Annotated in this window: 6 protein-coding genes; 4 read left to right on the forward strand and 2 right to left on the reverse strand. The window is 68.1% G+C overall.

Annotated features, from left to right (window positions below; all coding sequences use genetic code 11):
- The first annotated feature begins 7 nt into the window (after positions 1 to 7).
- A complete protein-coding gene (locus tag Poly30_RS02935) occupies positions 8 to 3583 on the forward strand; it encodes a protein kinase domain-containing protein (RefSeq protein WP_145194529.1) in 3576 nt (1191 codons plus the stop codon).
- A gap of 134 nt (positions 3584 to 3717) precedes the next feature.
- Entirely contained in the window at positions 3718 to 4398 is a 681-nt protein-coding gene (locus Poly30_RS02940; protein WP_145194530.1) for a hypothetical protein, read from the forward strand.
- A gap of 47 nt (positions 4399 to 4445) precedes the next feature.
- Here Poly30_RS02940 and Poly30_RS02945 read toward each other — a convergent pair whose 3' ends face one another.
- Positions 4446 to 6725, reverse strand: a complete 2280-nt coding sequence (locus Poly30_RS02945) for a CAP domain-containing protein (RefSeq protein ID WP_145194531.1) — start codon at positions 6723 to 6725, stop codon at positions 4446 to 4448.
- A 379-nt stretch (positions 6726 to 7104) separates the two neighbouring features.
- Positions 7105 to 7944 (reverse strand): carbon-nitrogen hydrolase family protein, encoded by an 840-nt coding sequence (locus Poly30_RS02950; protein WP_419190892.1) that lies wholly within the window; start codon positions 7942 to 7944, stop codon positions 7105 to 7107.
- A 324-nt stretch (positions 7945 to 8268) separates the two neighbouring features.
- Between Poly30_RS02950 and Poly30_RS02955 the strand changes: the two genes are divergently transcribed.
- Both Poly30_RS02955 and Poly30_RS02960 read left to right on the forward strand, forming a co-directional pair.
- Entirely contained in the window at positions 8269 to 8841 is a 573-nt protein-coding gene (locus Poly30_RS02955; protein ID WP_145194533.1) for an RNA polymerase sigma factor, read from the forward strand.
- Complete coding sequence (locus Poly30_RS02960) at positions 8838 to 13610, forward strand: MG2 domain-containing protein (RefSeq protein ID WP_145194534.1); 4773 nt, start codon at positions 8838 to 8840, stop codon at positions 13608 to 13610. The genes Poly30_RS02955 and Poly30_RS02960 overlap by 4 nt, the downstream gene beginning before the upstream one ends.
- Positions 13611 to 13632 lie beyond the last annotated feature (22 nt).

The raw sequence follows: 13632 nt of genomic DNA on the forward strand, positions 1-13632 counted from the left end.
TTCTGCCATGGTGCCTCCGCCCAACAGAGACTCCGAAGACCCGGCCATCAGAGACTCCGAACACCCGGCCATCAGGGATCCCGAAGAACCGTCGGACGACGAACTCGAGCTCGCCATCGAGATCGATCGCCTGGCCCAGGTCTATCGCGAGCGCCTCGTCCGTGAGCCGCGCCTGACGCCGGAGGCCTACGCCGCCAACTGCCCCTCGGTCCCGGCGAAGATGCTGCTGCCGGTGCTCAAGGGAATGGGCGTCCTGGCGCGGGCGAGCCAGCGCATGGATGGTCCCTTCGCCCTCGGCGAGCGCGTCGGCCACTACGTGATCCGTGACGTCATCGGCCGCGGCGGTATGGGCGTCGTTTACGAGGCCGAAGAGGAAGGGCTCGGCCGGGTCGTGGCGCTGAAAGCCATGTACGCCGCGGCCGACGAGCGCGTCCGCGTCCGCTTCGCGCGCGAGGCCAGGGCGGCGGCGCGACTCGATCACCCGTCGATCGTGCCGGTCTTCGGCTCCGGATCCCACGAGGGCATCCTCTGGTACGCCATGCGCCGCGTCGACGGCATCGGCCTCGACGAGGTGCTCCGAAGCCTCAGGGGCGACGACGAGGGCTTCAAGCGCGATGCGCTGCAGCGGCTCGGCGCCGCCACCTCCGTCTCTTCGTCGAGCGGGAGCGGTCTCATCCGTCTCTCCGATCGTGAGCGCGCGTCCGTCGCGATCGCCCATCGCCTGGCGGATGCCCTCAGCTACGCGCATTCCGAGGGCGTCCTCCACCGGGACATCAAGCCCGCCAACGTTCTTCTGGAGCGCGACGGCACGACGCTGCTGACGGACTTCGGCCTCTGCAAGGTCGACGGCGACGCGAGCCTCACGCGCGACACCGACATCGTCGGCACGCTGCGCTACATGCCGCCCGAATCGTTCGGCGGGCAGACCGATGGCCGCGGCGATGTCTACGGCATCGGGCTTCTCCTCCTGGAGGTTCTCAGCGGCCGTTCGGCCTTCGAGATCGACGACCGTCGCTCGTTGATGGAGGACATCCTGCACCGGGATCCGCTGCCGCTGCGGGACGGATCGCTGAACCTCTCCGACGACCTGGAGCGCGTCGTTCGCAAGGCGATCGCCAAGCTGCCCGAGGAGCGCTACGCAACGGCCGCGGACCTGGCGGACGACCTGCGCGCCGTCCTCGAGGGCCAGCCCGTTCGCGCCCGCGCCACCACCAGCCCGCTCTACCTCGCGCGCCTCTTCGTGCGCCGCAACCGCGCGCTCTCGGTGACCCTGGCGGGCGCGCTGCTCGCGCTCGGTCTCGGAGCGGGCTTCTACATCGTGCAGCTGCGCGAGGCGAACACGGCGATCGGCGAGGCCCGTGATGTTGCCGAGTGGCGCGCCGCCGAGGCGAGCGTCGCCAGCGCCGAGGCGACCCTTCGAATCGGTGATACGAGCGGTGCAGCGACCGCGCTCGACGACGTGGACGAGGCCCATCGCGGATGGATGTGGCAGCACCTCGCCCAGCGCATCGGACGTGATGCGACGGCCCTCGATCTGGAGTTCGAGCTCGTGGGCGGGTCGCCCCAGGGTTTCGCGGCTTCCGATGAACGCGGCATGTCGGCCGTCTTCGGTCGCGAGCAGATCGTGCTCCTCGAGAGCACGGACGAGCCCGGGCCGGGCCTTCGCGTCCGTCGCACGCTGGAGGCGAGCGCCATCGACATCCAGTTTCATCCGAACGGGGATCTGTGCTGGATCACGCGAGGGGAACGCTCCCTGATGCGACTTCCCCTCGATTCGGCGTCCGTCGACGGTGCCGTGCCTCTTACGTTGTTCCCGCTGCCTGACCGCGCGACCATGCTGCGCTTCTCTCCCGACGGCGGGACCGCGCTCGTTCTGGACGGCTATAACGTGCTGGTGGCGCTCGACGCCGAAACGGGGGAGGAGCGCTGGAGGCAGGCAATACCGGTCCCGCGCGTGGATTCGCTCGAAGCGCTATCAGCGACGGATTTCGTCTTCGGGACGACAGGTGGTCAGGTGATCCGAGGCAGCGCAGGGGACGGACCGCTGGAGCAGGTCGCGATGCACTTCCGGCGCATCCGCGGCCTCCTCGCCGAGGGTGGTCAGCTGCTCGCGAGTGGCGGCGAGGCGGGCCAGCTCGACCTTGAAGCAGCGCTCACCGGCCATACGCGAGTGCGCGTCGGCCTGGAGAGCGCGGTGCTGAAGATCGCGCGTCATCCGTACGACCGTGATCTCCTGGCCGTGGCCACCGAGAGTGGCTCCGTCGCGATCGTGCACGTGAAGAGCGGGGCGGTCGTGCGCTGGCTCGGCGGGCTGCGTGCGGAGCCGATCGGCCTCTTTGGCTCGCAGACGCCCTGGTTCATGACCGCCACGCTCGACGCGCAGGTCCTTTGCCATTCGAAGAAGGACCACGACGGTCGAATCGATCTTCCCCCGGCGATCGGCAACCTCGCGTCCCCGACGGTCTCCGCCGACGGTCGCTGGGTGTCGGTGGCTTCCAACGACGGGCTCGTGAGCTTCTTCGATCTCGAGGTCGGCAGGTCCTTTGCGGTGCCACTCGGAGCGTACGAGTCCGGTCTGGAGCCGAACGTGCACCCCGACGGTGGATTCGCCTGCGTAGCGAACCTGATCATCGACCTGGAAGCGGAGACGGTCGTCGGCGAACTCGACCTCGGCGATGCGTCCAAGCCGCCCATGAAGACCCTCCGGAGCTGCTGGCTCAAGGATGGTTCGCTGTGGATCGCGGGGCAGGAAAACTCTGCCGCCTCGAGTCCACGACTGGCCCTCTGGCGGGCGGAGGCCGCCGCGATCAGGGCGTGGATCGAAGCGCCCGGGACGGCGCCGTCGCCGCTGACACGGGTAACGATCGGGGCCTCGGGATCGCCGGTGCAGATGACCGCCCACCCGGATCGTCGCGCGGTCTTCGTGCTCGATCGAGAGGGGACACTGAGTGCGCTCGCAGGAACGGATACGGACGTCGCCTGGAGCGTTTCCCTGGGGGACACGGCCAGGCGTTTCGCTCTTCAGGAACAAGAGCTCTTCGTCGTGGGGATCGACGGCATGGTCCGCGTCGTCGACGCTGAAACCGGCGCGCGGCTCGACGCCCGCGACTGGAAAGCTGCCCAGGGAATCGCCCGCAAGAGCGGGCTGAACGCGATCGCCGCGGGTCCCGTTCCGGGCCTCGTCAGCACCTGCACGGTGAGCGGCCGGGTCGAGATCTGGTCGGCGCATGACGGACGCCGCGTGGGCACCGTGAGTTCCGGCGAGAGCTACCTGCGCTTCATCGCCAACGTTCCGGGCACCCCCTGGCTGCTGGGCGCGGGCGGCTTCGGACGCCTGGTTCTCATCGGCCACGGAGAGCCGCCGGTCTCGTCCGCTGCGCTGGCCCGGCTCTACGAGTCGTGCGGCAGCCCCGAAGCGCGAATCGATGGGCTGGTGAAGGGGTCGGAGAGTCGCTCGGGTGTGCGAACGTCCGCTGCTGCGAAAGCGATGATCCAGGCGCTGGAACGGTCCTTCCGCTACCGGAGGAGCGACTGGACCGAGACGCAGGTGGATCGCTTGCGCGACCTGACCGGGCAGGACTGATCCCGGCGGCTCCGCCGCCCATGGGGCAGTGCTTGCCCCAGGATGGTCCAACCTCGGTGTCGCGCGCCAAACTTGGCCGAAATGTAGCCAGATTTCGGTCGCGCCCAGTCGACCACTGTCAACGTTCCATGCCGATGCCCCATGCCACCGAAGCCATGATCTCGCTGCTGGTCATCGCAGGATGCGTCGGCGCCAGCATGTACCTGCGTCTCCGCACCAGGAAGCAGGACGAGAATTCATCGCCTCCGCAGGCGGTAGCCTGGGTCGCAGCCTGGGAAAAACTGGACGAGGAAACTCACCAGCTCGACCTCCTGCTCGAGAAACTCGAAGTAGAGCCGGGTGCGAGTGGTTCCTCTGGCGGTGAGGCGAGCTACTCGTTGGGGGATGACACGACGATCGTGGATCTGGAGGGCGTTGCCACCCTTGCTGACGAGATGGCCCCTTCCCTGGAGCAGCGGAGGGCGCATCTAGAGGCCGCACTTCAACAGAAGAGCCCGCGTGCGGACTGGGAGCAGGACAGCCCGGAGCTGGTATCACTCATCGAGGCCCTCGATGACATCGCGGTCCCGGCCTCCGCCTGCCCCGTCGACCCCGATGATCTCAAGCGGATCCGCGGCATCGGAAAAGTTCTCGAGGGCGTTCTCAACGAAAAGGGGATCCACACCTTCTGGCAGCTCGCGTCCCTCGGCCTCGACGACATCGAGGCTCTATCCAAGGACCTCAAGCACTTCGGCGACAGGGTCCGTCGGGACCGGTGGGTCGAGCAGGCGCGGGAGCTGGCGGAACTGAACGCCGATCCGTCCTTACGGAGATAGCGCCACGGACTTCTCGCCACCGGCGATCGTTTCTTCTCCACACGCCCCTATCGCGTGGACGTGCCCGTATGGAAGCGCCAGACGCGCTCTTCCTTGGTCTCCGGGCACCTCGCCTCGACCCGATACTCGGTGCGCGCCGAGAGGTGGGTTTTGGGGATCAGGCAGTACGCGTCCTTGGGGGAGAGTCGGTTGAAGAGCGGCTTCTTCGGCGTGATGAAGTACGCTTCCACGGGCTCCTCGTCGCTGCCTTCGAAGAGCTCGAGGTGGAGCGTTCTGTCCTCCTTGGCCTGGCCGAAGTAGGCCTGGACGGTGATCGGAAAGCCGAGTTTTTCGAGGTCCTCACCGGGCACGGGATTCGGGATCTCAGGGACGAAGCCGAGGGGGATGTCCTTCGCGCCAGCAGGCGGCCAGGCGATCCAGGCATCGCTGCCGTACTGGTTGACGAGCGAGCCGGTGTCGAGGACGACCACGTCGCGATCGATCGCCATCCCGGCGCCGCAAAGTCCCGGCTCCAGCAGAGGCAGCCGGTGATAGAACGTGCCCATCCACTCGTCCACCGCTTCGACGCCGTCTCCGCAGAAAGCGATCACGCTGTGGCCGCCTGCCCAGGCGCCGCCTGAACTGAACCCCTCCCGATCAGGATACTCGTCGTGGGCGTCGGGCCAGGCCGTCTTCTGGTCTTCGTTCAGTCCGAGGTAGGCGGCGTGCAGAGCGGCCTGTTCGCAAAGCTGGGGCACGATCTCCAGGGTCTCCACGAACGCGTTGATCTCGGCGAACGCCTGCGAGCGAACGGTTTGCAGGTGATCGACGGCCTCTTGCAGCTCGGGGTCCAGCGCGAACTCGGCCTCGCCATCCGGCGCGCTCTGCTCCAGGCGCTGTAGGAGACCCGCTGGCTCGTTCTCACCGATAAGCCAGCCGTTCCAACGCTCATCGAAGGCAGGAATCTCTGCCTTCAACGCGGCTTCCGTGGCCTGGACGATCGTGGCTCCTTTCTCTGGTTGATGCTCGGCCACCGCCTTGAATTCGCCGGTGATATGCAGAAACTCCGCGGCCAGCGTGGCGATCAAGAGCGGCTCGCCGCCGAGCTTGCCCTCCTGGTCGACGACGGCGCGGCTGTAGCTCACTCTCTCACCGCGCAAGAGCTGGGACCGGATCCAGGATCGCGCGCCAAAGATGCCGCTCTGCGCCGCTCGCCACATGGTCTCGGTACGAACGGCCGCCTTGGCGGTGCTCTCCTTGCTGCGTTGTTCAGCGTCCCCATAGAGAACGGCTGGTTTCCCCGTCCCGAAGAAACGCAGGGCCACCCAGTTGGTATGACCGGCAAACAGCGTCGGCTGAATCGTCCTGGGGAGGATTCTCGGGGCGTTGAACCAGACGACATCCGAGGCGATCATCGACTCGGGTTCCCAGCGAATCACGTAGGGGCCAGAGCGCGTGGGGAAGCCGCCGAGTCTGGCTTTCGTTTGATCGCCATAGGTGACCTCGTTGATCTCCTTGCGACCGAGGGCCTCCGCGAGCATGAGGTCGTAATCGGGATCGTTATCCACGAAGACCAGCTGTCGCTTGGGCATGATGGTCGGCACCTCGACCTCGCCCGTCATGATCCACCGGGTGAAGGCGAGGCCCCTGAGCCCTTGCCGGAGCGCGCGCTCGAGGCGGTTCGCGTCGATGCCGCCGTGCAGGACCACGCCGTGGGCTTCGACGCTGTGGGACGAGTCGCCGTAGATACTTCGGACCAGGCTGAGCTTCGAAGGAGAAGTATGCGTGACTTCGATCTCCAGTAGCTCCGCCGTCCTGGCGGCCACCTCAGCCGCGTCCTCTCCCTTCGCCGCGAGGATCGCCTTGGGGGAAAGAAGTTGACCCTTGAAGCTCTCGTGCCCGAGCGCTTCGTGAGCGGGCTGGGACGTCGCGTCGATCTCCAGCAGGATCGACGCCAGCAGGGTATTCGGTTCGTCCGCCCCGAGTTCGCGTGCGAGCTTCTCAGCGGCCCCTCGGAGTCGCTTGGCCGCGCTCATTCGATCGCGCGGCTTGCCGGGCGCCTCGGCGCGCTCCAGCTGACGCTCGGCTTTCTTTTGCCACGACGTGAGCTCTTTCTCGGTCGCGCCCAGTCGACGCAGAATGTCCCCGAGCTGCGTCACGAGTTCAGCCTCGCCGAGCTTCGCGATCTCGGGAAGCACAGCGAGAAGAGGCTTGCGTGCCTGGGGGCTGCAAAGCTCCTGGGCGATGCTGCCATGGGACTCACTGGCCAGTAGCGCCGCATCGGACAAACCGAGGGGCGATTGAGCCATGGCGAGCGAGATCACGGCCACTGTCCATCGATACTGCATGGCTGGGAGGTTAACGGATGAATCAAACTCGTGCCCTGCGCCGGCACGAACCACCGTTCCTGGGATCCGACCCATCGGGCAAGCCAGAGGACCGATCCGGTCAGGTCGCCCACGAGAAACCGCGCGCCGCGATCCAGGCGAAATGACCGGTGGAATTCAGCGCCGCCTCTCCGGCGGCCTTCCGCTTTACGAGGTCGCGGCCGCTCTAAAGACCGGACCGCAGCCGCCGCGCAGGGGATGATCCAGCCCTGGAGCGATCGTTCCGCTACAGGCAGAGCGACTGGACCGAGACGCAGAAGCGTCGACTGCGAGAGCTGCTGGGTCGAGACTGATCCCGACGGCAGCGCGCGGCGCTGCCGTCGGCCATCCAGAGCTCAATTCACTCCAGCACGTCAAACTCGAACACACGAACCTCCACGGCCCGGTCTGCCAAGACGCCTTCGAGCTCTCCGTCCGGACCGGCGAGCGCGCTCTGCCCACCGAGGACGAACCCGGCCCACGGCCCATGGCCGAGCGAGCCCACGGAGTCCACGCCGAGGACAGGCGCTCCGGTCTTTCGCGCGGTGTTCGCGATCCACGCGTGCAGACTCTGTCCGTGGTGGGGCCAGTCGCCCTCGGGCGCCGCCCAGCCGTAGGGGACGAGGACGAGGTCGGGCCGCGACCGCGCGATCTCATCGACGAGCGGCGCCTCGAAGGTGTCGGCGCAGATCAGCAGGCCGATCCTCCCATACCGCGTCTCCACGACGGATGCGGCTGCGCCAGGGCCAGGCTCGTACTCTGGCTCCATCAGACCGCGCATGATGTTCACCTTTCGATGCACGAGCAGAAGCGCCCCGTCACGATCGATCAGTACGGCTGAGTTGTGGAGCCCCGCCGCCGAGCGCTCGGCGAGCCCGACGGCCATCATGATTCCGTGCTGGCGCGAAAGTCCCCGCAGTCGTTCCACGGTGGGGCCATCCAGCGTTCCCGCGCGCTCGTGCGCCTCGGGATTGACCCAGCCGAGCAGACACGCTTCGGGAAAGCAGGCGATCTGCGCTCCGTCGGCCGCGGCCATCGAGAGCGCGGCATCGATGCGCTCTAGCGCTGCGTCTGGATCGCCATCGACGAGGATCTGGCAGGAGGCGATGCGAAGCGTCTCCGGGTGCAATGGCTGCGTCTGACTCGCGCAAGCGATGAAGAGCCACGATAGGGCGGCGGCGACGGAGGCGGCAGTGCGCATGGGCAGAGGGTACGGGAAGGCACTGATTCGTGCAAAACAGCCAGGCGCCGTCTGACGACCCCATCGTTGTGCGCGACCGGGCTCGCTCCGGCCACGACGGCAAATCGATCTCCCAACTCCCCACCACGTGGGCATACTGCGGAGGGGACCACCACGGAAACGTGGCGGCTTTGGGTCGGGTTCGGTACCGCCCGGAAACGTGGCGGCTTTGGGTCGGTTTCGGTACCGCCAGGTTCGGTGCCGCCATGGTGCGCCGCTTCGTTTCTCCCGATTTTGAGATCCCGGTAGCCGGACGAGCGTCTCCAGCTCCACAGGACTGATCCATTGGCCTCGCCTCCTACCCCTCCCATCGATCTCGAAGCGCTCTTCGAAGCCCATCGGACCGGCCTCGCCGGCGCCGTTCGCGGCATTCTGGGGCCGCGTGCGGACGTGGAGGAGGTGCTCCAGGACGCCTTTTTGGCGGCCTGGTGCGCGGAGCGAGCGGGCACCCGCGCCGCGTCTCCGGTGGGTTGGATCTTCGTCCTGACCATGAATCAGGCGCGGACCGTGCGCCGCAAGGTGCGGCGTCGCCGCGTTTCTTTGGAGCTGGACGAGGTGGATGAGGTGAGCTTGACGTCGAAGAGGGCTCGGCCCGAGGCGGTCGTGGCGGCGCGCGAGGAGCAGGGCGCAGCCCAGGCTGCCATCCACGCGCTACCGGAGCGACAGAAGGAAGTGTTTCTCCTGCGCGTCTCCGGCGGCCTCGCGTTCCAGGAGGTGGCCACAGCGCTCGACATCCCCGTGGGGACGGCGAAGACCCGGATGCGCCTCGCGCTGGCGGAGTTGCGCCAGAGCCTGCAGGCGTTCGCGCCCCTCGGGTCGCCGGATCGCGTGAGTCACGCGCAAGGAGGTCAGCCATGAGCGATCAGCACTTCACGGATCAGGAGCTGCTCGAGTACCTGTTCGACTGCCACGAGAGCCCCGAGCGAATCGAGGCCGCGCTGGAGGAGAGCGCCGAGCTGCGGGCGCGTTTGGAAGCGGCGCGCGAGACCCAGGACCTGCTCGCGGCGGCGGCCCATGACGAATCCGTGGGCCCGCTGGACTTCGGGGCGCCCGAGGACGAACCGCGTGCGCCCTGGCTGAGCTGGAAGAGAGCGTGGCCCATCGTGCGCGCCGCCGCGGTCGCCGCGATGCTGATCGCGGCGCTTCCCTGGGCCTGGTGGGCGTACGCGAACGCACGCTACGAGCGACTGGCGGATCGACAGTACCAGGTGCGAGTGGAGGGACTGCCGAGCGCGCCCGCTGGCATCGAGCGCTCCCTTCAGCTGACGTCTTCCAACCTGGGAAGCGACGACGTACCGACTGAGTTCACGTGGAAGGCCTTCGACGAGAGCGGGCGCGTGCTCGCCGAGGACGTCGTCAGCGGGACAGGGCCCGTTTTCGCGAATCTGCCCGCAACCCTCGAGCCCCTACGTCGCTTCGAAGCGCTGGCGCGTCGCCAGGATCGCTCGGATGCCTCGCAGCAACCGATCGAGATGTCGCTCGGTGGCGCCGCGGTGCCGCCGCTCGTGCACCTCTCCACGGACAAGCCGCTCTATCGGCCTGGCGAGACGGCGTACCTGCGAGCGGTGCTGCTGGATCGACTCACCCAGGAGCCGATGGACGGGACCTTCCGGGTCCAGGTGACGGACCCGAAGGGCGCCGCCCTCCTCTCCTGGTCGAGAAGCGCGGAGGACGGCGTGGTGGCCGGCGGCTGGATCGTGCCGGAGAACGCCGCAGGCGGCCGCTATCACCTCCAGCTCCTGAGCGGCGACGGCTCCTTCGCCTACGAACGACTGGCGTTCGAGGTGCGTCGCTTCGAGCCGCCGCAGCTCTCCAAGAAGGTCACGCTCTCGCGTCGGACCTTCGCTCCATCGGAGCAGGGAAGCGCCCTGGTGGCCATCGAGAAGATCGCCGGCGGCGCGGTCGCAGGTGCCGAGATCAAGGCGACGGTGCTCGTGGACGGCGAGCGCGTCTGGGGCGAGGAGACCCTGCTGGACGAGCGCGGGGAGGCGGCGTTCACCTTCGACCTGCCGGACGAGGTGCTGCGCGGCGAGGGGCGTTTCGTGGCGCGGGTGCGCGTCGGCGGCGTCGTCGAAACGGTGGTCGAGCCGTTCGTCATCCCGGTGAACGACATCGCAGCGAACGTGTACCCGGAGAGTGGCGCGCTCGTCGCCGGAGTTCTCGGGCGCGTCTACTTCGACGTCCACGACGCGGCCGGTCGCCCGACATCGGCAGCGGGCCGCGTGGTCAACTCCAGAGGCGTACGCGTGGCGAACTTTCGGACCGAGCACCTCGGGCGTGGGCGCTTCGAGCTGACGCCCGAACCCGGCGAATCCTACTTCATGGAGTTCGAGGTCCCGGATTCACCGCTCTCGATCCCCCTGCCCGCCGCCGTCGAGCACGGCGCGGTGGTGCGCGTCACGAACGACACGTTCGAACCGGGCCAGGCGATCGTGGCTGACGTCGAGTGGAAAGGCGCGGTGCCCGGCGACGACTGGACCGCCGGCCTCTTCTGCCGCGGCCAGCTCGTCGCGCGCGCCGAAGGACGCGGGCCCGCCATGACGCGGGTCGAACTGCTGCCCGCTGCGAAGGTGGGCGGCGTTCTGCGGCTGACCCTGTTCGACGGTGACCTGCAGCCGCTCGCCGAGCGGCTGGTCCATCGCGAGAGCGCCGAACGCATCGAGGTCCGCCTGAGCCCGTCGTCGAGCCGCACGCTGCCGGGCGAGCACGAGGTCCTCGACGTGTTCGCAACGGACGAGCAGGGCCGGCCCGTCGCGGCCCTGATCGGGCTCACGGTCACGGACCGCGCCGTTCGGGAAGAAGCGGGCGTCGCGCGGATCGGACTCGCCGATCGTGCCGGTCTCTTCGGCGATCTCGAATGGGATGGGCCGGCACTGGAGGAGCGAGGTGAGCTGCTTCGCTCGGGCGACGTGGACGAGGAGGAGCACGGCAGGCGCGTGGACCTGCTCCTGGGTACGCGTGGATGGCGACGCTTCGCCTGGGTCGACAGGGAGGCATGCATCGCGAAGTTCGGAGACGCGGGGAAGCGACTGATGGCCCGCGAGGGCTACGCGGACGCGGTGGACGTCGAGTGGGGAGTGGTGAAGGACCGTGAGGCCCAGCGCGAGGTGCTTCGAGCCGCATCGAGACGCAAGAGGCAGGCCCGAGATACGGCCAGTGCCATCTCTTTGGTCGAGATCCTCTTGCTGGCGCTGACCTCGCTCTGGCTGGTTCTCTACCTCGTGCTCAAGGGCCTCGGCGCCCGTCTTCGCATCCCTCTGGGACCGGTGACGGGTCTCGTTGCGACCGTGATGGCGTTCTTCATCGCCGGCGTTGCGAACGACGCGCTCATGCCCTGGTCCAGGTTCGAGGCCGTGGGGGTAGAGGCATCCATGGAGGCGCCCGTGGTGCCGTCCATTTCGGATGAGATGCTGGAGGCACTTCGCGGGATGGGCTACGGCGCTGACCGCGAGGTCGCGCCGGACCCACGGGGCCTTCGCAGGGTGCGCGTCTACTCCCATAGCGCGGCCTCCGGCGACATGCGGACCGACTTCACGGAAACCGTGTACTGGAACGCTTTTCTCAGGACGTCCACGGACGGCCATGCGCGGGTCGAGTTCGACGTATCGGATCGAGCGACCACCTGGCAGATCTTCGCGGATGCGCACGGCCAAGGTCGAGTGGGCCAGGGTGCCTCGAGCTTCGTCTCCGTGCCGCCGGTTCGCGTGGAAGCGCGACTCCCCATCGAACTCACCCAGGGCGATGAGGTGCAGATCCCTGTCGCGGTCACCGTGGAGGGATCGGGGGCGAAAGAGGATTCAGTCATGGCCGCCATCGGCTCCGCGATCCACGGTCCCCTGCGCGCCAGCGGCGCTCTCCCGACGTCGGTCGAGCTGGTGAACGGCGAGGCCCGCTTCCTGGTGCCGATCGTCGCCGAGGCAGCCACGGGAGGCGAGCGCGCGCGGATCGGACTGGGCGTTGACTTCGCGGGCTTCAGCGACCGCGTGGTGCGCGAGCTACGCGTGGTGCCGCGGGGCTTCCCGCAGCGGATCTCGGAGAGCGGTCAGGTCGGTGCCCCCGGTCAGGCGTCGGGTAGCACCGAGTTCGTGATCGCGGTGCCTGACGCGCCGGTCGAAGGCTCGCTCCGCTTCGAGCTGAAGCTCTACCCGTCGCCGATCGCGGATCTCCTGGACGGGGCCGACGGGATGCTTCAGATCCCGCACGGCTGCTTCGAGCAGGCGTCCTCCACGAACTACCCGAACGTGCTGGCGCTGAGTTATCTCGACGCGATCGGGGCGTCGGCGCCGGCCGTTCGCGCGAAGGGTCGCTCGGTCCTGGATCAGGGCTACGACCTGCTCACGGGCTACGAGTGCTCGAACCTCGGCTTCGAGTGGTTCGGCGACGATCCGGGGCACGAGGTGCTCTCGGCCTACGGTCTACTGCAGTTCACCGACATGGCCGAGGTCTTCGCCGTGAACCCGGAGATGGTGGCGCGCACCTCGGAATGGCTGCTCGGGCGGCGTGACGGCAAGGGCGGGTTCGAGCTCGATCCTAAGTCGCTGGATCGCTTCGGCCGGGCGCCAGCCCCGATCACGAATGCGTACTGCACGTACGCGCTGGCGGTCAGCGGCGTGCCTGCCGCCGATCTGGCGGTCGAACTCGACCGACAGGCCGCGCGTGCTGCCGAATCGGAAGATCCCTACGAGGTGGCGGCCGCCGCCTGTGCGCTCGGCGAAGCGGGGCGCGCGGCCGCAGCTGACGCGGGGCGCGAGCGCCTGAAGACGATGCAGGCAGACGATGGGCACCTCGCCGGGACGACCTCGAGCATCACGCGCTCCGGTGGCGACGACCTCGTGGTCGAGACGACGGCGTTCGCGGTGATGGCGTGGCTGGACGATCCTGACGATCTCGCCTCGGCGGAGCGCGCGATGCAGTTCCTGTTGACCCGCCGCCAGGCAGGCGGCCGCTTCGGCTCGACCCAGGCGACGATCATGGCGCTGCGTGCGATCACGAAGTACGCGCGACTGAATCGCACCTCCGCCCGCGCCGGCGAGGTCATCGTGTACGTGAATGACGCCGAGGTGGAGCGCATCGCCTTCGGTGACGGAGCCATGGAGGCGATCTCGGTCCCGGTGCTGACTAGGCACCTGGCCCCGGGCGCGAACCGCCTCCGTCTGGAACTCACGAACGGCAACCGCTTCCCGTGGGCGGCGGACCTCCGCTACTTCGCCGAGCAGCCCGCCGACGCGCCGAACGCTGCTGTCGGCCTGGCGGTCACCCTGGACCGAACGCTGTGCACCGAGGGCGACACGGTCGGTCTCGACATCGCCCTCACCAACCTGACGGCCGCGGGCCAGCCGATGACCATGGCGATCGTGGGCCTGCCCGCGAGCCTGGAGTGCGCGACGAAGGTGCTCGATGATCTCGCGGCCGCGGGCCGCTTCGACCTGTGGGAGCGGCGCGGCCGCGAGGTGATCCTCTACTGGCGCGACCTGGCACCGAACGCCGTCCAGGAAGTTCACCTCGACCTCGTGGCCACGATCCCGGGCAGGACCACGGGCCCAGCGTCGCGCGCGTACCTCTACTACACGCCGGGAGAGACGCGCTGGGCGGAGCCCCTCGCGATCGAGGTTCGGCCCCTGGAATGAAGTTGGAGCACGCGATCTTGCT

Source organism: Saltatorellus ferox (genome assembly GCA_007751475.1).
Taxonomy (GTDB): domain Bacteria; phylum Planctomycetota; class UBA1135; order UBA1135.

What these genes read in the sequence shown, in the direction of transcription:
- Poly30_RS02935 (WP_145194529.1), top strand. Translation starts at nt 8, where the DNA reads ATGGTGCCTCCGCCCAACAGAGACTCCGAAGACCCGGCCATCAGAGAC.
- Poly30_RS02945 (WP_145194531.1), bottom strand. Translation starts at nt 6,725, where the DNA reads ATGCAGTATCGATGGACAGTGGCCGTGATCTCGCTCGCCATGGCTCAA.
- Poly30_RS02960 (WP_145194534.1), top strand. Translation starts at nt 8,838, where the DNA reads ATGAGCGATCAGCACTTCACGGATCAGGAGCTGCTCGAGTACCTGTTC.
- Poly30_RS02950 (WP_419190892.1), bottom strand. Translation starts at nt 7,944, where the DNA reads ATGCGCACTGCCGCCTCCGTCGCCGCCGCCCTATCGTGGCTCTTCATC.
- Poly30_RS02940 (WP_145194530.1), top strand. Translation starts at nt 3,718, where the DNA reads ATGCCCCATGCCACCGAAGCCATGATCTCGCTGCTGGTCATCGCAGGA.